The sequence below is a fragment of the Lactobacillus xylocopicola genome, from assembly GCF_033096005.1.
Classification (GTDB): domain Bacteria; phylum Bacillota; class Bacilli; order Lactobacillales; family Lactobacillaceae; genus Lactobacillus; species Lactobacillus xylocopicola.
On record NZ_AP026803.1, the window covers coordinates 1531476 to 1554819 of the forward strand.

Below are 23344 nucleotides of genomic sequence, written 5' to 3' on the forward strand. Positions count from 1 at the left end.
AAATTAGGGAATCCGGTTTGATATGGACTAGCGAGATCGACTCCATTTAACATTTAATCACGCTCCAGTGCAGCCTTAGATTGATAGTCAGTGTCAGAAACAAAGCCCAGTGTATCAGGTAAAGTAGCATCTGTAGTCGTCTGCGTCTGATTTACTAATGTTTCCGTTGCTGCCTGCTTCTTGTCGCTGCCAGCTTTATCTGTCTTAGTAGCTTCATTATTGACCAAGACCTGCGCTAGCTTGTACCAAACATCTAGTTTGTCTGCCAGCGGCTTATCATGCTTTTGAATGTATGGATAAATACCAACAAACAGAAATGCAGTAGCAATTAAAGGCTCAGCTAGAAATAATATCGCTGTTGCTTTTTATATCTTAATTATTTCAATGTATTATAATTAGAGAAAAAGATTAATTTTATGTTCGAGGTATTAGTATGAAAATTAGCAAAAAACTTATCCTAGGAGCAGTTGCTGGCACCCTGGCTCTCGGTGCTGCGATTCCATTAGCAACCACCACTAGTAAGACAGTTACTGCTACTTCAACTAATAACTTGAAGTTAGCCCATGGTGCCTATGTTTATAACAAAGCTGGTAAACGCCTGCGCACTTATCGCGGCAGCACGTGGAAGACCCACCTTAAAAAAGGCGCCCCCCTTAAATTTACTGGTGCAATCGAACCCACCGAGCGCGACAGCAAACGCTTCTTCTTACTCGACGACGACAACTACAACCAGTCTTGGCTTCCTTATAAACAAATAAAGGGGCAATATTACTATGGCATCGGTGCTGGTGGCTACATTAAAGCCAGTAACGTCAGTCAAATTGCTGACAAGCCGTTATATACCTCTGAAGCAACTGTTAAAATCAAAGATTCCAGATGGACCAAGCCCTATACAGTGGGAACTGGAAAAGACAAAACTACAATTAAGAATGGTAAAACCTTTAAAATCGATCGTATTACATCGGTGCAAGGTGATCCTGACAGATTTACAAAATATCGAATTAGTGGAACAACAGACGCTTTTCTATTTGCAGACAGTGTAAAGATAAAACCACGACAAAATTTACAAATATACACTCGATCAACCTATGTTGTCTTTTCCAAAGAAACTGGTACATACAACGTACACGGCACATTAAGACCTATTACTCATACATATTCTACTTTTTTAAAAGGTGATATGTATCCCGTTGAAGAATTGACTTATTTATGGATTCCTAATGAAAACAAAGCTGAGCTTTTCTATTTGCTTAAAGATTCATGGGGAAAACCTCGAGTACATTCATTGGCTAATTATGTTGGTGACGATTTTGCCGGACTTATATATATCAAGGCTTCAGACGTTAAATATTGCTCAGGCCCATATCTAAAGCCTGATAATACTCCTGATCAAGCTCAGGCTAACTCTAAAATCGCTACAGTTGCTGATAAACATGAGCTACAAAATTTAATTAATCAGGAAAAAACAGTTAATACTGATAATCATTTATATTATAGCTATGCTTTGCAATTTGCTAAAAATATTAATGAATCAGCCTTAGCAACCATTACTGAAGTTAAAAAAGCCACTACCTTATTAACTAACGCGCAAAATGCTGCCATTAATACAACTATAGAGCAAGAAGATATCGATATGATTCTAAGCAATACTTCTCCTTACATCAACGAAAAAAATAGCTATTATCTTAAAAATAGAAAATAGATCTATGAATTAGTAAAATTAGAGCCCGGGAAAAAGGTGATCTTTAACTTCATCTAAAAAATTTCACAATTTAAAAAGATTGACAAATTAACGTTTGTTAACGTGATTTGTCAATCTTTTTGTTTGGGTTTGGGTTAGAGTTTTCCCAGACTCTTTTATATTTTTCCGAACATTTGTTTGACTTTATAGAACTTATGGGGTGAAATATTTATGATCTCGAGATCAAATTAACTTGTTTTAAAAATTATTTTTATTTTGAAAGGAAATCTAAATGAATACAAAATCAAATACTTTAGTTAGCTTAAGATACACATTAGACGATGATAACAATGGTCTATTTCAAAATGTTGTTCAAAAAGGTAACGTCACAACAAATAACTGTTACGCTTTACAACTGCACAAAGGCATAAATTATGTTTTTCGCACCCCATTGAAAGGCAATATGAATTTTAATAAAAACAGTGTTCTTGTTCTATCCGGTACTGCTTGTGGTCATACTCAAACCTTTGAATATGCAGGCCAAAAAGGTGCGTGGTTTATTGAGCTGTAGATAAAGGAAAATATGCTTGGGCTTCACAAGTAGCCCGTGTTCAAATTCCAGCAACTTCTTGCAGTGATAACACTAAACTTGCACGTCTTTCATATTTAAATCGCGCTGGTAGTGGTCGAAAATTAAATAGTGCAAATAAATTTGAAGAAACATTTACAGGTAATGACTTATATCGTTCAGAAGCTGCTATATCACCAGGTCCTAATTACAGTAAGTTTTTACTAGCAACTATTGATACCAGAGGTAATGGTTATTTCTTCTTATACAACTTGTCAGACATTAACAGCGCACTAAACCGTGCGGGAACCTCTGATGTCAATATTGGTAATATCCCTTGTCTGAGTTACTTTGCGATTCCTAAAATCACAAGTAATATTGGCTCAATTCAGGGCTATGACTTAGATGACAACAATAATATTTATATCTCTAGTCAGTACTCTGGCGAAAAAGATAGAAACATTTATAAAATTCCATGGGGAGCTTCTACACCAGGGCAATGGGAGCAAATACCATTGACTAGTGAAACAGCACTAAATCTTCCTGGTTATTCCACTGAACTGGAAAGCGTTCAAGTAATCAGTGAAAACGATCTCTACTTAACTGTTGCATATCATAGAAACACAGATAATAAAACAACACGAAATCGAATCTTTGAAGTCACGTGGAAAAACGAATAGACCAATCGAACTTAACATAATGTAGTTTAAGCGAAGTAGGTTTAATACTTAGAGCCACAAGGCTCAATTTGGCAATAAATAATTGTTTGTGAATTTTAACCCGTATAGCAAAAGGGAAGACTGAATTAATAGTCTTCCTTTTTTTGCTTACTAGCCAATTTCACAATTAGACCAATTGGTATATCTTGACTTATTTAGCTTTTTTCGTCGCCGATTTCACTCAGAATATGTAACTTCTAACTTTAGCTTAAAGCAAAATCAGTAGCGCTTATATGGCCATATAAGCCCCTACAAGCGATTTTTAGGGGCTTAAGTATCTTTTATCATTAATCGACCGCTCCACCAACAGTTTAAGCTATATTGCTGCTATAATATCAGTGAAAACCAACTCACTAGATTTCTAGCAAAAAAAACGAGAAACCTTTCCCGTCCTTTCTCTGTACTATTTAAGTAATCTATCAAGAATAGCAATTATGTCATTTAAGACTTGCTCAATCTTAGACACTATAGCGTACATTAAGAATAGTAGTACATGGCTAATCATCCATGTAAGCGTGCAAGCGATCTAATCAGTCGCAAGCCAATTGAGCGATCCTTTTGTATCGCTTTTTTCTGGTGCAACAACTTTTGCAAATCGGTAGAATTTTTACCCCTTTTCGGTAGCCTATGGTAGATTTTTCTACCATTTTTGGTGGTATTAACGACTAATTTTTATTTGATTTTTGGACAATATATTTAACCAACATTCTCCTTGCCGCACAGGTATTCTTAGAATATCGCCACTGGCGATTCCAACTGATGTTGGACTGTTCTACCTTATGCTCATTACTAAAAGTTTGTAAAAATAAATAATGTGGCTACTCTACCTGCGGTTTTAAGCTTTATTGCCATTATTATAGCTTGGCTGCTTAATTCTATCCTTGTAACAAAACTTAAATTTACAAAAAACAACCTAAGATAAATCTTAGGTTGCACTTTTGCACTACTTTCGTAGCCCGTTTAGAATATCTTTGACAATATTCAGCGCGTCCCGAATTTCAGAAATTTCGAGATACAATAGAATTAGAATAATTAAATCTGACACGTATAACTGACGTGCATGTAAGTTCAGTCACCTGCAAGATAGCAAATGCGACCCCTCGTGGGTCGTTTTTTGGTCATTGCCATTATTAACATTTATCAACCTCAAAATGTTGATTTTTTGTTATGGGTTAGAAAATCTCTAAGCATAAATTTAAATACCCCAAAACACTTAAAGCAAAGAAAGTTGGGGCTAATGCCTCAACTTTCTTCAAAATTATAAATAAATATCACTCTAATATTAATAAAATTGCGGATGATTTTTCCAATCTTCATCAAAATTAACAACTTTTATAAGGTGGTTTTTAAAAGTAGTCCCTGAAATATTAAAATTGCCTCTTATTGCGCCCAGAAAATTCATTAGAGTTATAAAATCTTTCTGTGTACTCAAAGTTATTTCAAAAGATTTAGGAATTTCGACTTCTTTAAAAGAAACTGTTGGTGCAGCTTGCTTTACTACCGCAAGCATTGCTTTCAACTCAGATAGTTTTTCATCATCCATTTGAATCCTCCATTTGAATTAAAAACCCGTACGTGGAAACTTAATTTTACCCATATTTCCATTAATTTTACCAAATAAAACAGCATAACCGTGTCGATTTCTTACGTAAGATCTAGAATCTGTCCAATATACCCTGTTCCACCAACTGATTTTTTTGTGTCCGGTTTTTTTACTTCCTGTAGCATAATAATGAAATTTTAAAGTACCATTCCAAACATATACAGAAACTATTATATTAGTTACTTTTAAAGAAAACCATATGCGTCCCCCTGAAACCCATACTTTAGAAACACCTAAATCGCCCCACATAGTATTTAGTTGCAATAGTTGAACTTGACTTAGATCACCAGTTTCCTGACTATCGGCTTTAACCATTGATTGTGTACTAAGAGTAGCTAAAAGAATTGAAAAAAAGACTGCAATAAATGCGTTTTAAAAAATTTTCCTAGCTTTCATATAATTTCTCCAAATCTTATAAATTTATTAAATTATATAAATATATTGTCAACAATTTTTTTAACTCTCAATTTTAAACGGTAACATAAAATTGTTACTTTAATCCAAATTAAATCATATTAACTTTTATAGTTCAATTACCCCCAAAGTAATTACTAAGGAATTTCGTACAGTTATAGAATGTTGCTATATCAATGTTCTTAATCTACACATTTATGAGTAGTTTTAGTTATTTCACAACCATAGTCATGGAAGAAAGGCGCTAAATCAATATTTTCAGCTACCCATAATTGTAATGAATTCCTATCATTGCCTTTATCCAAGTATAATTTATTTTTTTACGTCATCTGCTGTATTGGATGGTTCTAAATGTCGGCCATAATTGTATTTAACATCAGAAGCCTTTACATACACGTAGCTAGTATCATTTGACCAGGTAAGTAAAGTTCGATAAAAAAGTTCAGCTTTATTTTCACTTGGGATCCAAATATAGCGTAAATCTACTACATCAGTACCACGTCCTTGCTTAAAAGTAATGACTTTGTCAGCATTCCCATCAGTATCATAAAGTCTAGCATCATTCACAAATTTCACAGCCATAAAATTAGTATATGGTCGCAGTATTTGTCGAACCTTTGTTTTCACATCATCCATTAGAATAAATTGTTGTTTATTATTCTTGATTCGATATACTTCTAAGATATTATTTGCCAAACCTTCAATTTCTCGTGAGCCAGATAACAGCGCTCTATCAGATCTACGGTCTACCACCACTTTAGTACCTGCTTTGAGATATTTACCAGTAAATTTGCCTTGGTTATCAACCATTTGAGAATAACCATTACCTTTTTCTGAAGGCAAAGTTTCCGCAGAAATCGTGACCGTCGCATAATTAGTATATAGTCTTTGACCATCAATGCTATCAACATTTATGGCCTTAATGTAGCCGCCATGACCAATGTTATAATATTCCTTTCCCTTTATCGTCTTATATGGTAAATAGAACCAATTCCAGTCATCATCACGGAAAGAATAACGCTTGGCATCTGGGTCAGTTATTGCTTCAACCTTACCAACATACTTTACGGTAGCGTCTTTTTTAAGTAAGCCATTGCCTCCGCGATAAGAGTATCTTTTTTGCCCCTTCTTGTTATAAATCCGGGTCTTATGATTCAGGGTTAATTTACCCTGGTCAGTATTTGGGCTTGGACTAGTTACTTCTTCTGCATGAACTTGATTTGTCTTGGCTACTGCAGGAGCTGCTAAAGTTGTTGCCATTAATGCAGCTGCTAAACTAATAAATAATTTTTTGGTCTTCTTCATTGTCGTCACCTCTCTAGGTCAATTCTAATAGTTGTTTCTATCAATGTCTAATCGTTTTATTTAACTGCTATGCTGGAATAAAAAAGCATAAAGATTTCAATTAGCATAAAAAGACCACCAAAAGTCATGGTGGTCAAAACTGTTTTGATTACTCGATTATTTCAACTTTCAAATGCTACATAGTAATAAAACTTATGTATTATATTAGATAAACAAAGTAATCGTATTTGTTACTAAGTTAGCCCAAGTTGGGGACATACCAACACTACGACATGCTGAATAAATAATATCATGTGTAGTTCCTGTATAATGATCAATTACTTCCAGAAAACCAGCAAGACCTCCACCAAAATATTTTTTAATCTTATTTTTAATAGGTTTTGGTATTTTATGCCATATTTTTGCTACAGCTTTTGCTACTTTAGTGACACCAATTCGGGTATCTAATTTAGGAGCTTGTTCAGCAAGATATACAATATCCTTATCCGAAATCTCTTTTAAATCTTCATCAGTAAACTGATGTACTTGCTTTAAAACCACTTTTGCATTTGCTAGATCTTGTGGTGTAAACACTACATTTTCTGATGGATCATATTCGGTATCTTGCTGAGAAACTTGTTCAATGTCACCACTATCATTAGTTGCGGCAAACACTGAATTAGCAGGAATAGCTAAAATTTGACCGAGAATTAATAGACTTCCACCTAATGTTGTATATTTTAAAAATTTATTTTTCTTCATAATGTATGTCTCTAAAATTAATTATTTTCTTTTACTTTTTAATAACTCTAAAACAATTATTACTTGTTGAATGATCCAAAGTAATAACGAATAAATAGATATAACACCCAGTAAAATATTTTTCCCATCTAAGTAATATAAAACTATAAAGACGAAAAACATCGTTAAATAAATACGTTCCGAATAAATTACAACTTTGTGATCAACTAAGTAATCTGTTTCAGAAGAAGTTGATTTTTGGTTTTTACTTGTGGGACATAATGCCGCTGCTAATGTTAATAGTCCTATTATTATTTCCCCTGGACTACGCCAAGGAGAAAAATCTTTTATCGCAATTGTTAATAATATAATACCTATTGAAATAGGAAAAATTTTACTAAGTTTTATTTTCATAATCTACACCTATAGAATTAACGATAAGAATTGGTAATCGACCCAATAAATCCTGCTATTTTTATCCCCCTTCATATTCATTTTTTATCTTATATTTATTTTTGTCGGCCAATTGACCATCTATTGCAACTCCCATTCTTAGTATGAATCTCACCTCCTTTCCTTTTGATCTTTAATTTGTTTATTCTGTTTTAGATCCATTTGATATTATCTTTTATTAAAATGGGAAAAAGATAATTACCCCTCGTAGTAAATCAAACATTTTCGTTTCCTCCTGTTTATTTATATTTTTAGTATACCTAAGTATCAACCGAAATCATAAAAATATCATATTTGATTTTTATTAATCAAATATGATATTTTTATTTATTCATTCGTAATTAAAAGATTTTCTAAATCTTTACCATACTCAGACATACCCGCTAATTTAATGCTTTCAATTATTTTCATCGCCGTATCTATATATTTCTTTTTATACTCATAATGATATTTAATTACATTATCAAAAATATAGGTATTATGTCTTTATAAAAAAATATATCTGGCTGTGCTTTTATTTGATCTGCATAATCAATAAACGTTCCTGTTTCTTCAAATTTTTTGTTTTGAATACAAAAAACCAACATATTGATAATGATACCTAAAACTACTTTTTGTGTTTTTACACTGCTTGATCCAATAAACTGCTTTACTGCTTTTTTAGACAGTAACAAATTGCTATTCAAATCATAAAAGCTCATAAAGTTACAATATACAATTAAACTATCTTCATCGAAATTAGAAATGTTAAAAACTTTTTCCTTCATTTTATTTATAACATTTCTATCTAAATGTGTAATATCTTTATCAATTACTGCAACATAAGCATCAATAATAAGTAGTTCATCATTTTTATTAGGTAAATCACTTTTTACTAGTATATCTCGTATTTGCTGCAATTCTTTCTTAGAATTTCGATAATATGCTTCATTTGCCATTCTACGTATTTCCAACTTTTGTTGATGAATCGATTTATCTTTTTGATTCAATTTACCAAAAAAATCAATTACTGAAATTTGGTTAGAATGCAATAAGTCTATTAAGTTTTCTGCAGAAATTCGGCTTAGGTTTCTCTCCACCTTGGTATAAAAAGAGGCGCTTATCACATCACCAACCCACTGCTTCTGTGTTTTCCTTTGCTGAATGCGATAGTCTTTTAGTAATTCACCAATTGTCATCTATATTTCCTCTACTTTTTGATTAACTATCAAAAATGACACTTTTGAATTTTATTATAATCAAAATATCATAAAAAGTATCATAAAATTTAAAAATAAAGATGATATAGTACTGCAGTAGAAAATTGGTTATTACATTCTGTCAATACTGAAACCACGTAAGTATTTTTAGAACGTTTTTGCAACTTATTTATTATCGTTAAATTGGTATTGATTAAAGTCAACAACTACATCATAGTTTTGCAGTTCTTCTGGATCGTAATGATGAATAACTTCAACAAAAGTAAAATTTGAATCAAAAATATATTGGTGAATTGCCTTTGACGAAGTTTTATCAAGTGAAGCATTAATTTCATCCAGTAATAAAATTGGTCGATTAGCCAAAATAGCCCGTGCCACCTCAATTCTGGACAATTGGCCACCAGATAATTGATCCGCATTATCACCTAATTGATAATCAAATCCTTTTTCTTTAATTAATTGACCTAATTGTAGTCCTTGACACACTTCAAGAACTTTTTCTTTAGCTATATTGGCACCTAGAGTTAGATTAAACCAAAGTGTATCAGAAAAAATAACCGCACTCTGGCTAGAATAAGCAAACAACTTAGTGAATGATCCTGCTGCTACTTCTTTCTGATCAAGGATAATTTTCTTCGACTTACCGTACTTACCATACATTAGAAACTGTAACATCGTAGATTTCCCTGATCCTGAAGGTCCGATGACTGCAATTTTTTGACCAGACTTAATATTAAAATTAATATGTTGTGCCAATACCTTATCCTGGCGCATTAAATCTAGATCTTGTACTTGCAGTTCATTAAATGTAGGAATATCGGTTTGCTCACGCTTCACCTCATCCGCTTTTTGTACATACTGCCTTACCTTTTGAACAATTGGCTTTGTAGTAGACAAATTATTTCGTTCTTGCAAAATTTGTAAAATTGGATTTACAAATGAATTAGATAACTGAGTTATTGCAAAAAGTGCGCCTAAAGTAGTTTGACCTTTAATTACCAACATAACTCCAATTGCAAATGGCAGTAAATAAGTACCAATAATTGCAATTGCATTAAGATAAGCACTGGTATTAGTATTAAGCAAATTCATCTTGGCTAATTTTTCTTCTAATTTGTTAACTTTATGCTGGTTTTGTTTAACCGCATTATCCTGCTTATCATATAAGTTAAAGGTAGCAGTACCAGATAACAAATTTTTAGTTTGGTTAACATACTGATCATTAGCATTTGTCCAAGCCTGTGCCGCATTTTGAATCGGTTTTTGAAAAAAGCTACCAACAATTGTTGGTATAACCGAGCCAATAAAAAATATTATTGTCAGCTGCCAATTTAAATACAAAGCATACGTCATAGCAAGTACGACCGTGTATGAATAAATCAAGATTCCTATTTCAGCATCATATCGATTTGTTTCCAAAAGTTTAAAATCATTAGTTAAAAAACCTAGATTAGCAGCATTTTCTTGCTCATCGGAAAGCATACCCCTCATCACTTTAAGCCTTAGCTCAGTATTGACCTGCTTAACAGCATCTGCTTTAAGATAATCAAAAATTAAAGTAGCGACTAAAATTAAAACCAATACCAACACTGTTTTACCAAAAAAGACTGGAATACCTGCAAAATTTTTAACCGTTGCCATGTTAATTAACGAACCAATAATGTATGCCATAACAATATTCTGCATACTAGAAATTAATCCAAAAATATTTAAGCAAAAAAACTTAATGTGCGAATAGTATTTATAAACCATAATTTTCTCCCGAATTTGCTTTAATCTCACTTTTCATATAATGGAAAAGCTGGATGTTTAGTTGTTTATGAAGTTAACCCTCTAGATTGGACCAAAATCCATCTGGAGGGTTTTACTATGGTTAAATTTACCGTTGAACAAAAATTACAAGCACTTAACTTGCTCAAAGAAGGCTATAGCAGCTGCTCTGTGGCCCAAATAATTGGTGCTGGCTCACATCAAACAATTGATACTTGGGCAGGGCAATACCAGCACTTTGGCGTGCAGGGTTTAGAAATTCAGCGCACTTGGCAAAATTATCGTGGTCAATTCAAGCTCCAAGTCTTAAACTGGAGAAAAGAACATGACGAGACCTATCAAAATACCGCCATTCACTTCAAGATTTCCTCCCCTAGCTTAATTTATACTTGGGAAAAACGTTTTGACGAGGGCGGACTTGATGCACTCTTTACCAAACGAGGCCGACCACCGATGAATAAATCACCTAAAAAACCAGGTAAGTATACCAGCAGCGAGTTATCTGAATTAGAGCGGCTGCGCTTAGAAAATCGCCAGCTCCACATTGAGAACGACTACTTAAAAAAAGTCGAGGCCTTAGCTCGGCGCAAAGACGCTCAACGCAAGAAGAACTATTGCACTATAGCTTTTTAGCCAAGAGCACCTATGAGTATCACCCGCGCAGCAGGCGGAAAAGTTACAACGATCTGGCTTTACTGTCGCTAATTAAAGTGGTTAAAAGGCATAATCCCAGCTTTGGCTACCTGCCCATGACTGATAAGCTAAAAATCAAGTATGGTCTCAAGGTAAACCATCAACGGGTTTACCGGTTGATGAAAGAACAAGGTCTGCTGGCGTGCAAATACAACCTGCGTGCAGGCAAGTATGATTCATCCAAGGGTCCTCAAGGCAAGAAGGCCAAGAATCGCTTCCACCAAAAGTTTAAGACGAATCGGCCCTATCAAAAGATAGTCACCGATATTAGCGAGTTTCGCTATGGCAATAAGAGCATGAGTGAACGGATATATTTCTCACCTTTTAAAGACCTTTACAGTGGTGAAATCATCAGCTACACCATTGGTCAGCCGGCCTAAACTGCCTTACCGCATGACGATTCACAGCGACCAAGGCATTCAATACCAGTCCAAAGCATATTGCCAGACCCTAAAGCAGCATCACGTTTTTCAAAGCATGTCGCGGCGAGCCACCTGCCACGACAATGCGGCCTGCGAGAGTCTCTTTCACATCATGAAGGTTGAGTTAGACTACTACACCTAATACCTATCCTACTAAGAAGGTGCTGCAGGAGGCCATGGAAAAGTGGATCAAATACTACAATCAAACTAGAATAAGGCACACGCTAAAAGGCCGCACCCCGATTGAATATCGGAACACGGCCTTAGCAAATATGAAATAATGTTAATGTCCAATTCTAGGGGGTAACTTCATTATACAAATAGTATATTGCTTTTTTATTTTTATTAATAAAACTGTCATATTTGACATAAATAAACTAGATATGACAAATATAAAAGATAACACAATTTATTTTCTATCCACTTCAACCTATCCCACCGCTAACTTTATATGATGTAGTTTAAAGCGAAGTAGGTTTAATACCCAGAGCCACAAGGCTCAATTTAGCCACAAATAATTGTTTGTGTGTTTTAAGGACTATCGGTTGGTGACGTTTTTTATTACTAAACGTACTTAATGGAGATTTCACCAAATTTAATCGTGCCTTGTAAGATGACGGTTGGCCCTCCACCCTGGGACGTGCCACTAATATTCACTTCACCAAAAGCAGCTGACAAGTGATCCTCAATCTGCCAAGACAACGGCAGGTAGATTTCAACTTCGCCCATTGCCGCACTCACATTAACAGTTACAGTATCACCAGCTGGTTTAGCCGCATCAAGGTAAACAGAAACTTGACCAATAGTTGAATTGATTGTTACGCTTTCCAAATTTTGCGAATGTACATAGCGCGAAGTATCGCCAATCTTTTGACTAATTACAATGTTGCGGTCGTTTTCTTCGGCTCTGCCAGCATTATAGTGCTGCGAACTTTCATTTATCTTGCTCCAATCGTGGCTAACAAAGTAAGACTTAGGATGACGCCAGCCATGGGGTAGAATCAGTGACAAGCCAGCATAGATAAGACCAGCAGCTAAAAGCAGAGTCCACGGCACAATCTTAGTAATATGTAGTGGCCCAGCATAGATAATTAGCAGGAAGGCAATTGAAAAGACGATGCCAAAAGTACTTCTTCCGACAATACTGTTAACCAAGACTAGCCCAAAAATGATGGTCCAAAAAATTGTCCCCAAACTCAAGCTAAACGACAAAACATGCAACTGATTGAGCACCAGAAAGGCTGCAGCTGCAACTAATCCCATACCCCATAATAATTCTTTGATTTTTTGTTTTTTCATGATGATGACCTTCTCTCGTTTAATCGATCGTTCAAATTGTGGTAATAGCGACGTGAAACATAAACTGTTTTATAAGAATCTCGAAAATGCACCTGGCAATTTGAAATCGACCTGGTTAAAGCATAAATCTGCTGCAAATTCAAAATGGTCGACTTAGACACCCGCATGAACTGACTGCTCAAAAGATCTTCCAACTCATAGAGCTTGTAATTGACTACGAATGACTCCCGCTGGGTGTGGGTGATTACCTGTCGTCCTTCCGTTTCAAAAAATAAAATATCAGCTAAATTCACATAATACGTCATATCCTCTTGATAACATTCAAGCTGGTCTGGCCGCTTACTTACTTCCTGCAACTGCCGGTATATACGCTCAACTTCCGGCGATAATTCCTTGGCATGAATAGTTACGACTGGTTCACCTTGGTCTGGATCAAGGTCAATTTTTACTTTCAAGATTCTCACCTACCTTTCATTTGATATTTTTATTAAACGCTAATTTTTTCATAAAAGCTAGACCATTTGCGCAAGCGGTTAGTTTTGCTGTTTAAACGGTTAGACTTTTAGCCATCAAAAAAGCAGTTTACTGATGAAGCGTAAACTGCTTTTACTTGTTTTAGCTAATTATCGTCTTGCCATATCCTCTAGTTTTCTGCAGCTCGAATAGCCATTTATTCAAGCCAAGTTTTCACTTTAACAATCACTTCGTCATATTCAACCTTACGAAAATCTGATACATTTAAAAAAATTGTTTTCCCTAAACTGAAATTTTCATAGTCCCGTATTTTATTGAATTTTTCAAATTCCGCTTTTGTTTTTTGGATATCCATTTTGGTTCGGTCTGGTAAAGTGTCGCCTTGATGAAAATGATTCATGATAAAGCCTAGGTGGCGATCAGGATCAAGATCTCTTTGTCTTTGCCGTTGATACAAAACATCGGGATCACAAGTAAGAGTAATTGTAATTACCTGGAAGGCATACTGGTTAGCCAACCGTTGTAAGCTATCATGTTGCCGATAAGAAAAGGGATAATCTGAAATGATTGATTTACCTTTTTCCATTAACGTTTCAATACTTTGGTAAAACAGGCTGTACGCCTGATCATCTAGCTGCTTTTTCTCTTCGATATTATTAAAGCCCTGTTCATCATAGAGTTTTTCTTTGAAAAAATCTATCGATGTCTCATTAAAGAAATCTGGAATAGCTTTACAAATCAGCTTTCCTAGGTAAGACTTACCTGTACCTGGACAACCAGCTAAAAGTAACAGCGTTTTTTTCAATGAAATCCCCCGTATTACTTGTTCATAAATAAGGCAAGTTTATGTTTGATAATCTTATGAACCTGATCATTACATGGAATAATATTGTTTCTAAGTGAGCTGTTAACTTCAGTTTTACCAAACATTTCTTTAGCTTCCTCAGTCCAGGCTACTAATAATTCCGTGCCAACATTAAATTTCCGAATGCCATTTACGGTTAATCGATGATAGTCTTCCTCCTTAACACCTGTACCCCCATGAATCACCATTGGTTTATTAAGCTTTTGGTTCAACTCTTCAATAAGTGCGAAGTTTAACTCAGTTTTTGATTGGAATTGGCCATGATGTGTGCCTACCCCAACAGCTAGAGCATCAACATCACATTCCCGTAAAAAAGCAACCGCATCTTCTGGACGAGTATAGCTCCCTTCTTTAACCGTAAAACCTTCTTCTGTACCACCAATCGTGCCAATTTCACCCTCGACTGAAACGCCTCTTTTATGTGCATATTCAACAACTCGCATGGTTTTTTCAATGTTTTCTTTAAATGGAAGTAACGATCCATCAAACATCACCGAACTATAACCCGCCTCAATTGCAGCTTCAATATCATTTAGCTCACGGGCATGATCTAAATGAAGGACCACATCCACAGCTTCATGTTCTGCCATACTTTTACATACCGCAACAAAGTTTCTCATTCCTTCTGTATTGGCGGTGCTAACAGATGTTTGAATAATAATTGGTGCACCCTCATCATGGGCAGCCTCAATCATCGTTGGTACCATTTCAAGATTATGTGCATTAAATGCACCAACCGTAAAATCTAATTCTTCTGCTTCTTTTAGTACTTCTTTTAAAGTCTTGTAAGCCATTTTTTCCCTCTTGTGTTTTAATTCAAAGATCCAACTAGATCAGTTACTTTGATCTCATTATTTTCTTTGATAATGCCGTCAATTCGTCACTCTTATTGAGCCACTTTTGAATCTCACTGTTATCTTTTGCATAAGCCGCCGCTTGCCTTTTGACATCATATAGTTTAAGCAAACCATCAAAAGCAGGACCGAAGTCCTCACTGCACTTTAAACTTTTTTCATAAGCAGCAATCGCTTTATCTACTTGGCTTAATTCTTGGTAACATTGGCCTAGTTCGGTTAGCATGACAGCCTTTTGCTTCTTTACAACTGCTGTACCAGCAGTTGTTTCATCATTTAGCTGCTCGGTCAATTTAGTGATTTTATCTGTTATTTTCTTTGTTTCTGCCGCTGATATTTTTTCCACTTCAGGTTCTTTTGGTTCCGCAGTGGATTTTAAAAATTTTGACCAAAAAGACATTTTTATTACCTCCTATGTACTAGCCAACCGCATGAAAAGCTGGAGCCAGCACCCAAAGATAAAGTAACGCAGCAACAATAGTATCCACATCAGTAGCGGTCGCGTTTACAAATCCTACTGATGATAACGCACCTACTAGTAGTGCTGGCAGTAGCGTAATAAACAGGCCATGGGCAATACCACCAATAATGGCACCTCGTTTACCACCCACTGCATTGCCAAAAATACCGGCCGTACCACCGGCAAAAAAGTTAGTCGTCATCCCCGGCAGGATAACTGCAAGGCCTGCTAACGGTGATAAGAACATCCCAATTACTGTACCGATGGTCGTGGTAATGAAGCCAATAATTACAGCATTAGGCGAATAAGGAAACAATACTGGACAGTCTAAAGCAGGTATCGAATTTGGAACTATCTTCATCGCAATACCACGGAAGGCAGGTACAATTTCTCCTAACATTAGACGAACACCCGAAAGCATTACGTATACACCAACGGTAAACTCAATTGCTTGCAAGAATGCATAAATAATATAATTTACACTTCCAGCTGCTCCACCTGCAGCCTTAATTGACCAGTAAGGGCCGGCAAAAGCTGCCGTAATTATATACAGGGGTATCATGACTACCATGATAGAAAGTGAATTGTCCTGCAAAAATGACATACTCTTAGGCAGATTGACATGTTCCCAGGAATCTTTCCTTTCTTTAATATTGGCAACATGTTGGTCGACTTTACGATCTCTAACGAGCCAGGCAACCCCAGCTTCAACTAAGTAACCAATTGTACAGAAGTGGCCTAGTGCAATAGCGTCATTCCCAGTTATTTTTCGCACAATTGGCTGTGCTAGGGCCGGCATAGCAATGGCAAAGATACCACCAACAATACTACCCATTAAAATCAACGGAAAACCCTTTAAACCAGCAAAGTGTCCCCCAATAACGGTCATGGTTGCCATCCACAATAAGGCTTGTCCGGTTAAAAATACGTATTTCCATTTAGTAAATCTAGCAATAATAATATTTACAATAAAAATACCTAACAGGGTCAACGCAATGTCATTACCTAGACCCAGTTTATTCATCGCTTGGCCATTAATTGCTTCAATACTTGGAACAATCCCTTTCGTATTGAAACCATGCTGAAAAATTACAGCAAAATAGGCTAAACTCTGTTGAATAATGCTAGAACCGGCAGACAAAACTTCAAACCCAAGTAAAGTTTTAAGTGTACCACCAATAACTGCTCCGGGTTTTTTACCCTGTAACATCAAACCCAACATTGCAATTAATGAAATCAAAATTGCAGCTTGCGTAAGTACATTATTAATTATCCATTGAACAACGGCCATTTTCTCTCACTCCCTTATCCCTTTAGCTTTCCGCGATTTCTTTTATAATTGGTACGACTTTTTCTTTTATTTCGTTTTTATCCACAATATTATCCAGATAGACAATCTTAGTCTTAGGATCAATTTGCGTATTTGCAAACTGTGATTCAAAGTTGCTCGCCGAAACAATCACATCGGCATCTAATGAAGGTGCCGCAGAGATTGAATCGTGGCCGGAATTGACTTCAATTCCCGCTGCTTGAAAAACATCATCTGCCTCCATTTGACAAGCCAAACTCGAACCTAACCCGTTTCCACAAATAAAAAACACTTTTGGAATTTTAGCCATTATCTTGGTCCTCCGATCTTTCAGTTCTGTCATCGCCAAATAAGGTTGCTTTAAAACTTGCTTTATTACTTTTCTGGCATAGTTCATCAATCTTATTTGGTTTATTTATTAAATTAACTACTGTCTTCAAAACATTTAGATGAGAGTAACTATCAATCGCCGATAAAACAAAAATAATCTTTACTGGATCATTCGCTTTATTGCCAAATTCAATTGGTTCAGCTAAAGACGCAACACTAACATCTAATTTCGCAGCACCATCTTCTGGTCGTGCATGGGCCAAAGCTATCCCGGGCCCAATTACAATATAGGGGCCAAATTTTTTGACTGAATCTTCCATTGCAGCGATATATTTCGCATTAATTGCTTTGTTTTCTAGCAATGGTTGACTAGCTTTTTCAATAGCTTCACACCAGTTATTAGCTTTTAGATGTATTTGAATCTTGTCATCAGTTAATAAATCTTGGAGCATTGGCCTCACCTCTCTTTCTTTGATGTCAATACGATATTCCGAAAAAATATTGATTAATTTATCCACTGTCTGTGATGAAACAGCTTGGTCAGTCTGTGCTTCAATCAAAGCAATCACATCTTTGAGCAAATTTGCCCTAGTTACCGTATGCTGCTTAACTGCAAGAATATGTTTTTTGATATCGGCTCTCGTGATAAAATTTTTTAATGCCTGATAATCACTTTGTTTAGGAACTAGCGGCATTTTGAAACTTGGAACAGCGTCCGTAGGCTCATCAATTGTCTTAACCACAAAGTCAATATTTAACTTTTTGAGTGATCTAATATCCTGCAAACCCAAAACAGCAACAACTTCGACATTCATATTCCTTGAGATATTAGCCGCCAGCAGCTGGCCAGTAGCTTCACCATAATTGCAGAGTACAGCAATCCGATAAAAATCATTTTCTTTGATGATTTCCTCGTAATACGTACTAAAATAAACTGTTATATAAGCTTTTTCTCCTTCTGAGACACTTTTATCGTACTTACGTTGGAAAAAAGCCGAAACATCTTGATAAATTGTTGTATAACTTGTTTTCAGCACATCAGTTAAGGGATTATATATTTCAATATGATTTTCTTGTCTTTGCAAAAAAGCTGAAATATGAAAATTAAGTTGCTCATATAACGGCTCAGAGTCACGATAATCGATGTTTTCCACTTCACTCATGTAGTCTATCAACTGTAAAGTAAGCAATTCCGACTTATTCCACTTATCTAGCCTCACCTCTTTTTCACCTAAAAAGTTCTTAAGAATGAAAGTCATATAACTTTTTTCATTTTCTGGCACTTCGAGTTTGAGCTTTTTTAGTAACTCATTGAGCGATTTTTGAATCCTCGTATCAGCTACTTCTAAATTAGTCGCGGGACTTTCATCAAGATATTGCTGTTCCTGCACCCTTCTAATCCATATCGCCATTAATACCGAGACTTGCGCTTCTCTTGCAGACACACCCTCATACCGACTGCCAAGTATTAGTTGCTTAGAAACTTGATCCGTTTGGTTAAGTACTTTAGGGTTTAAATAATCAATTACTATTTTGTTGCTGTCACTTCCTTCAAAACTTTTTTCTCTTAATCTCGAAATATCGACATTCTCAACAATTAACTGTTGAATCATCGTTCTAATGTTTCTCTCCGCACCGACAATTTTTGCTCCCTGCTGCGTATTCAAAGTTAACGAATACTTTGCAAGAAATCTTCTAACCTGGCGCATATCTTTATCCATTGTGCTTTTACTGATATGTAATCTTTCTTGCACTTCATAAATTTTCACCTGGTGTGGTGCTTTGAGAAAGCTAACAATAATGTCAAGTTGCCTTTTTTTCGGATCAGGAAACGGGTCAACTCTAATTTCCAAATAGTGAGATAAGGAATGCTTTTCTTTAGAGTTAAGACTAAAGTCAAGCTGACCACGTTTATTGGAAATTTTAGTAATTGACCAATTATTTAACGCTTCATTGATATCAATCACGTCATTTCTAATTGTTCGGGAAGAAACCTTCAAGGCACGACTTAATTCATCGATTGATAATCTTTCTTTACCAAGCAATTTTTTTATTATCAATAATTGCCGGTCTTTCATATTCCTCACCCCAATTCACATATTACGTTAACGCTTTCATTTAAAAAAGAGTTTATTGCTTCCACTTTATTTTGAAAAATTAAACACATAGTTTACCCATTTTCATAATATTTATGAAAATAGATAGACCATAAAATAAATCCATAACCAGAAAGATTACAGCTTAAACCATACTTTTATCAGTTGATTATAAGTAGCATACAAATTGCATACCGCAAAACAGATATTTAAAGCAAAAACAAAAGAGCTAACTTCGTCTATATCTTGGAAGCTAGCTCTTTGTTAAAGTTTAAAAATTATCTTTTGTCTTATCCTTTATTTGATTTTATTTAGAGCATCTCTAACCGCGTCTTTTAGGCCACGGCTGGTGTTGGAAGCTCCAGAAACAGCATCAACATCAACGGTATTCTCTTTAACCATTCTTCTTGGTATTTCAGCAATCGCTTTTTGTCCATAATCATCTGATTCGGCTTGCTTCAAAACTTCAACATTTTTGATGTTCTTTTGTTTATCTGCCGTTACCCTCACAACGATTTCATCACCAATTCCCTGGTCAGACTTACCAATATACTGGTCAGGTGCAGTCGGGTAATCTACCTTTTTGAGGTCAGAAGTCAAATGTGGCATCTTTTCTGGCCGATCGGACTTAACTAAAGGTGTGTCTACTTCATCAACATCATCTTTAGGATGAGCCGCATTCTGGCCCGCAATCTTGCCAAAAATCAGACAATCAGCTAGGTCAGAACCACCCTGGTACAGGTTAGCCATGTTACTACCAAGTTCACCAGCACCATAAAAGTGCGGGATTGGTTTACGCTCTGGATCCAAAATTTCTGCCCGCGCATTTCTTCTTGGACCAGCTTCTGTCCAACCAATCGTTTGGACGAGCGGAATTGCGTAGTATGGGCCTTGCTCAGAGAATGAGCTCATGGTTTCAGGAGCACGGTGGTAAGCATAGTCATGTTTCTTTTCAGCAAAGAAATTAAACTCATCAATTGTGCCCTGCAGTTTTTCAGTTTCTACGCCCATTTTTTCAGCTAAATCACTAACCGTTTTGGCTTTAATGACCGAATTGAGTGCCTTATTATCAGGGAAAGTATCAACCTTACTAATCTTGTCATACTGCTTTTGATCTAGCACAAAGTATGGCTGAATTGGATTGAGGGGCTTGTACCACGAACCATGGTTTTCAATATAACCCTCACGTGCTGGTTGGTCTTCTCTAAAGTAACGCGTACCGTCATCCCCAACCGTGAAGATGCTACCTGTAAAGAAGATTGGATTATTCATGTAGAATGGCGCCCGTTTCATTCCTGGTTCATAGAAAGCAAAACTTTGCTGCATACCGCCGGAGGCATACATTGACATGTGCCACATATCAGCTCCGGCTTCCTGAGCTAGATTAATCCCTTTACCCGTGTTGTAAAGTGAACCTAGAGGTACCAACTTGTATGATCCGATATAGTCTTGAATCATTTCGGGGTTATTTTCAATTCCCCCGGTTGCCAGAACTACCCCATTTTTGGCATGAACGTTGAGTAAGACATGATCACGCTCAATCTGGGCCCCAACAACTTTCCGGTTAGTTTTTTGTAAAAGGTGAACTACCGGTGCAGAATACCAGACATCTATCTTATCGCTGCGGTCAAGCACCTTTTGCCGTAAAACATTCCACAGTGCAGCATCAAAAATACTAGGCTTCACTGCAATCATGTCGTAGGTCTTGGCACCAGGAAGGTTCGGATGGTACGCAAGTATGGCATCATCGGGTAATCCAAGAACTTTTTTATAACTTACCGGTTCAGCCACATCCAAATATTTTTGAAAATATTCTTTCATATGTGCTATGCCGTGAACCACCGTATTTTCGATTTCGGGATCGATCTTAAAATGCTGCGCTAAGTGCTTATAATATTTCCGATAATCTTCTTCACTGCTGCTATAGCCGACCAATTCTCCGGCGTATCTCGTATTGCCACCTTCATGACCTTCTGGGGCTGAATCAACCAGCAATACCTTGGCTCCGCTGTCAGCGGCAAAACGGGCTGCGGTTGCTCCGGCACCCCCAAATCCCAAAACAATAACATCATAACTTGCATCATAGCTTGTCTTTTGATTGACAATCATTATCTCTATTCTCCAGTTTATCGCTTAATCTGTTTTCCTAACATAATCTGCTACCTGCTTACCTGCAATTTGGCCAAACACCGTACAAGTAGTGAGCATGGTCCCGGTAGATGGGTAAGTATGGACAAATATTTGCCCCGTTAAGCCTTGTTTCATCACTTCAGGTTCACCTGTCGTATCAACGACGTAATTCAATCCCGCTGGGCCAACAATTTTATTAATTGCTTCGATCAAATCTACCTTAGTGTTGTTAATCACATCAGTTGCACCAAATTCTTTAGCTACATTTAAGCTCATATCATTCTTATCAACCGCAATCACGTGATTACAGTTAGAAACCGCAGCACCCATAATCGCAGCCAGACCGACCGAACCTGTTCCCAGCACAACTAAATTAGAATTGACCTCTGGCTTCAATGCATTCAAAACTGTACCTGCAGCTGTCATGTACCTACAGCCTAGGGGGTACTAGCTAGTCGCAAGTCCAAATCATGTGGCACTTTAACTACATTATTGACATTTGCAATAATGCGATCACCAAATGATGATTGTCAAAAAAAGATGCCAATATTTTGACAATCTTGCTTAAAATCAGTCACATTAGGACCAACCTTTTCAACGATTCCTGCCCCTTCATGGCCCAAAATCACTGGTAATTGAATCGGTGCTCGACCGTCCTTAAATTCAATATCACTATGACAAATCCCCAAGGCAACGGTTTTGATTAATACCTCATTACTGTTAGGATCATCCAAAACAACAGTTTCTAAATCAAAATCACTATTTTATTTAACACAGCTGCTTTAACTTGCATCTTTATGCAACTCACCTTGATAAAATTATTTTAAATTTCCTCACAAGTTCACTTTATCACATAACCGCTTACATTTTTAGAAATTATGCAATTTTTATACTTTAGTAATATATTTTACGCATGTCAATAGCCAGTAGCTATAACCCCATCTAAGCTGGGCAATAATTTTATGACATTGACCTAAACTATTATGAGTATTAGTAAAACCTGCTCTTTTTTGCGTAAATTTCAAAATTAGTATGGCAATGAATTAGTCTTTCCGTTAAAATAATATTTATCTCAGCACTGTTAGGTAGTCAGTGCTGGGATTTTTTTTGCTATTTTAATTAAAAGTGCTGTTTGCTAAACCACTTTTTATTTTCCTTTAGTCAAAGAAATCCTATGCAAACTGAAAGGACTAACTCTTTCAAAATATCCAGAGCTAGTCCTCAACTAAAGATTATTAAACTGTGCTAATCTTGGTAACCACATCCGTTTTACCGAAATCCATTACCCTTTTAGCTAACCTATAAATTCTCTAAAACTTATAACTCCGGTTAATTGCTTTATTTTTTTAGCAAAACCAAGCTGATATTTTCTCGGTACATCAAGTAAATTTATCAAATCAGCAATTATTACTTGCTTAATTGTACTTTTTGAAGTAGTTATATTTACTGTTACTGACTTTTTATATAATTAGCAATTGAGACAATTTTACGCTTTAGAGAAATTTACTTTCCCTTAGTAGCTTTTGTAAGCGATACTTTATCACAAACAAATTATGCTTTTTTTGAATCAAGATAGCTACAGCTGCTATCCCTTTCGGTGTTGCACCAGTGCCGGACGTAATCGAAACCGTGACACCGATGATTGTTCCTACAATCATGTCTGGTGTCTGATAACCTGCCATATTGCCCAAGCCCATCCACATTAATTCTAATGTCGCAGAAATTACTAACGCCGTGGGTAAATCCCCCAAAATAAGTCCAACGACTGGCCCCACTAGTAGAGGTCGACGGAACATTTGCGGCCCCTGATCATCGAATGAACAGTAGCCCGCCCAGATTGCAATCAACAATGCTTTTAAAAAACTCATTGTCTATACTCCTTCCATTTAAAGATAACTGAAACCTTTTACTATCAGTTATTCTAATCCTATGAACTTAGTATAAAATAGCGCTTTCACAACTTCCATGTACACTTTTGAA

Annotated in this window: 27 protein-coding genes; 7 read left to right on the top strand and 20 right to left on the bottom strand. The window is 36.1% G+C overall.

The window, feature by feature from the left end; genetic code table 11:
* Nucleotides 1–53: 53 nt before the first annotated feature.
* Nucleotides 54–227, bottom strand: a complete 174-nt coding sequence (locus R8389_RS07380; protein WP_317637383.1) for a hypothetical protein — start codon at nucleotides 225–227, stop codon at nucleotides 54–56.
* 206 nt (nucleotides 228–433) lie between these two features.
* Between R8389_RS07380 and R8389_RS07385 the strand changes: the two genes are divergently transcribed.
* From R8389_RS07385 to R8389_RS07895, 3 genes are all read left to right on the top strand, one after another.
* On the top strand, nucleotides 434–1702 hold the full coding sequence (locus R8389_RS07385; protein ID WP_317637384.1) for an SLAP domain-containing protein: 1269 nt from the start codon (nucleotides 434–436) through the stop codon (nucleotides 1700–1702).
* Between the two features lie 271 nt (nucleotides 1703–1973).
* Nucleotides 1974–2252, top strand: coding sequence for a helveticin J family class III bacteriocin (locus R8389_RS07390; protein ID WP_317637385.1), 279 nt, complete (start codon nucleotides 1974–1976; stop codon nucleotides 2250–2252).
* Between the two features lie 44 nt (nucleotides 2253–2296).
* On the top strand, nucleotides 2297–2929 hold the full coding sequence (locus tag R8389_RS07895; RefSeq protein WP_425604674.1) for a helveticin J family class III bacteriocin: 633 nt from the start codon (nucleotides 2297–2299) through the stop codon (nucleotides 2927–2929).
* 1321 nt (nucleotides 2930–4250) lie between these two features.
* Here R8389_RS07895 and R8389_RS07395 read toward each other — a convergent pair.
* From R8389_RS07395 to R8389_RS07425, 7 genes are all read right to left on the bottom strand, one after another.
* A complete protein-coding gene (locus R8389_RS07395) occupies nucleotides 4251–4511 on the bottom strand; it encodes a hypothetical protein (protein ID WP_317637386.1) in 261 nt (86 codons plus the stop codon).
* A gap of 18 nt (nucleotides 4512–4529) precedes the next feature.
* Nucleotides 4530–4886 carry a hypothetical protein gene (locus R8389_RS07400; RefSeq protein ID WP_317637387.1) on the bottom strand — a complete coding sequence of 119 codons (357 nt, stop codon included), beginning with the start codon at nucleotides 4884–4886 and terminating at the stop codon, nucleotides 4530–4532.
* A 411-nt stretch (nucleotides 4887–5297) separates the two neighbouring features.
* Nucleotides 5298–6290, bottom strand: a complete 993-nt coding sequence (locus R8389_RS07405; protein ID WP_317637388.1) for an SLAP domain-containing protein — start codon at nucleotides 6288–6290, stop codon at nucleotides 5298–5300.
* A gap of 204 nt (nucleotides 6291–6494) precedes the next feature.
* A complete protein-coding gene (locus R8389_RS07410; protein WP_317637389.1) occupies nucleotides 6495–7031 on the bottom strand; it encodes a hypothetical protein in 537 nt (178 codons plus the stop codon).
* 21 nt (nucleotides 7032–7052) lie between these two features.
* Nucleotides 7053–7424 carry a hypothetical protein gene (locus R8389_RS07415; RefSeq protein ID WP_317637390.1) on the bottom strand — a complete coding sequence of 124 codons (372 nt, stop codon included), beginning with the start codon at nucleotides 7422–7424 and terminating at the stop codon, nucleotides 7053–7055.
* 494 nt (nucleotides 7425–7918) lie between these two features.
* Entirely contained in the window at nucleotides 7919–8641 is a 723-nt protein-coding gene (locus R8389_RS07420) for a helix-turn-helix domain-containing protein (RefSeq protein WP_317637391.1), read from the bottom strand.
* A 186-nt stretch (nucleotides 8642–8827) separates the two neighbouring features.
* On the bottom strand, nucleotides 8828–10414 hold the full coding sequence (locus R8389_RS07425; RefSeq protein ID WP_317637392.1) for an ATP-binding cassette domain-containing protein: 1587 nt from the start codon (nucleotides 10412–10414) through the stop codon (nucleotides 8828–8830).
* A gap of 117 nt (nucleotides 10415–10531) precedes the next feature.
* Between R8389_RS07425 and R8389_RS07430 the strand changes: the two genes are divergently transcribed.
* The 4 genes from R8389_RS07430 to R8389_RS07900 are packed head-to-tail and all read left to right on the top strand — an operon-like array spanning nucleotide 10532 to nucleotide 11828.
* The gene (locus R8389_RS07430; RefSeq protein WP_317637393.1) at nucleotides 10532–11065 is read left to right on the top strand and encodes a helix-turn-helix domain-containing protein; all 534 of its coding nucleotides are present in this window, start codon (nucleotides 10532–10534) and stop codon (nucleotides 11063–11065) included.
* On the top strand, nucleotides 11047–11505 hold the full coding sequence (locus tag R8389_RS07435) for an IS3 family transposase (RefSeq protein WP_317637394.1): 459 nt from the start codon (nucleotides 11047–11049) through the stop codon (nucleotides 11503–11505). Before R8389_RS07430 ends, R8389_RS07435 begins: the two co-directional genes overlap by 19 nt.
* Nucleotides 11465–11689: a hypothetical protein gene (locus R8389_RS07440; protein WP_317637395.1), complete on the top strand. Its 225-nt coding sequence runs from the start codon at nucleotides 11465–11467 to the stop codon at nucleotides 11687–11689. Before R8389_RS07435 ends, R8389_RS07440 begins: the two co-directional genes overlap by 41 nt.
* A gap of 34 nt (nucleotides 11690–11723) precedes the next feature.
* A complete protein-coding gene (locus R8389_RS07900) occupies nucleotides 11724–11828 on the top strand; it encodes an IS3 family transposase (protein ID WP_425604634.1) in 105 nt (34 codons plus the stop codon).
* Between the two features lie 283 nt (nucleotides 11829–12111).
* On the opposite strand, the gene R8389_RS07445 is transcribed toward R8389_RS07900, so the two are convergent.
* The 12 genes from R8389_RS07445 to R8389_RS07500 all read right to left on the bottom strand — a co-directional run bounded on the left by R8389_RS07445 (nucleotide 12112) and on the right by R8389_RS07500 (nucleotide 23232).
* Nucleotides 12112–12846: a LiaF transmembrane domain-containing protein gene (locus tag R8389_RS07445; RefSeq protein WP_317637396.1), complete on the bottom strand. Its 735-nt coding sequence runs from the start codon at nucleotides 12844–12846 to the stop codon at nucleotides 12112–12114.
* Nucleotides 12843–13301, bottom strand: a complete 459-nt coding sequence (locus tag R8389_RS07450) for a LytTR family DNA-binding domain-containing protein (RefSeq protein WP_317637397.1) — start codon at nucleotides 13299–13301, stop codon at nucleotides 12843–12845. Before R8389_RS07450 ends, R8389_RS07445 begins: the two co-directional genes overlap by 4 nt.
* 215 nt (nucleotides 13302–13516) lie before the next feature.
* Nucleotides 13517–14125 carry a P-loop nucleotide/nucleoside kinase family protein gene (locus R8389_RS07455; protein ID WP_317637398.1) on the bottom strand — a complete coding sequence of 203 codons (609 nt, stop codon included), beginning with the start codon at nucleotides 14123–14125 and terminating at the stop codon, nucleotides 13517–13519.
* A 14-nt stretch (nucleotides 14126–14139) separates the two neighbouring features.
* Nucleotides 14140–14979, bottom strand: a complete 840-nt coding sequence (locus R8389_RS07460; protein WP_317637399.1) for a class II fructose-bisphosphate aldolase — start codon at nucleotides 14977–14979, stop codon at nucleotides 14140–14142.
* 43 nt (nucleotides 14980–15022) lie between these two features.
* On the bottom strand, nucleotides 15023–15439 hold the full coding sequence (locus R8389_RS07465) for a tetratricopeptide repeat protein (RefSeq protein ID WP_317637400.1): 417 nt from the start codon (nucleotides 15437–15439) through the stop codon (nucleotides 15023–15025).
* Nucleotides 15440–15458: 19 nt separating this feature from the next.
* Complete coding sequence (locus tag R8389_RS07470) at nucleotides 15459–16790, bottom strand: PTS sugar transporter subunit IIC (protein ID WP_317637401.1); 1332 nt, start codon at nucleotides 16788–16790, stop codon at nucleotides 15459–15461.
* A gap of 22 nt (nucleotides 16791–16812) precedes the next feature.
* On the bottom strand, nucleotides 16813–17118 hold the full coding sequence (locus tag R8389_RS07475) for a PTS sugar transporter subunit IIB (protein WP_317637402.1): 306 nt from the start codon (nucleotides 17116–17118) through the stop codon (nucleotides 16813–16815).
* Nucleotides 17111–19216 carry a BglG family transcription antiterminator gene (locus R8389_RS07480; protein ID WP_317637403.1) on the bottom strand — a complete coding sequence of 702 codons (2106 nt, stop codon included), beginning with the start codon at nucleotides 19214–19216 and terminating at the stop codon, nucleotides 17111–17113. The genes R8389_RS07475 and R8389_RS07480 overlap by 8 nt, the downstream gene beginning before the upstream one ends.
* 315 nt (nucleotides 19217–19531) lie before the next feature.
* Nucleotides 19532–21343 carry an FAD-dependent oxidoreductase gene (locus tag R8389_RS07485; RefSeq protein WP_317637404.1) on the bottom strand — a complete coding sequence of 604 codons (1812 nt, stop codon included), beginning with the start codon at nucleotides 21341–21343 and terminating at the stop codon, nucleotides 19532–19534.
* Nucleotides 21344–21367: 24 nt separating this feature from the next.
* Nucleotides 21368–21790 (bottom strand): zinc-binding dehydrogenase, encoded by a 423-nt coding sequence (locus tag R8389_RS07490; protein ID WP_317637405.1) that lies wholly within the window; start codon nucleotides 21788–21790, stop codon nucleotides 21368–21370.
* 104 nt (nucleotides 21791–21894) lie between these two features.
* Nucleotides 21895–22098 (bottom strand): alcohol dehydrogenase catalytic domain-containing protein, encoded by a 204-nt coding sequence (locus R8389_RS07495; RefSeq protein ID WP_317637406.1) that lies wholly within the window; start codon nucleotides 22096–22098, stop codon nucleotides 21895–21897.
* A gap of 759 nt (nucleotides 22099–22857) precedes the next feature.
* Nucleotides 22858–23232 carry a PTS sugar transporter subunit IIC gene (locus R8389_RS07500; protein WP_317637407.1) on the bottom strand — a complete coding sequence of 125 codons (375 nt, stop codon included), beginning with the start codon at nucleotides 23230–23232 and terminating at the stop codon, nucleotides 22858–22860.
* Nucleotides 23233–23344 lie beyond the last annotated feature (112 nt).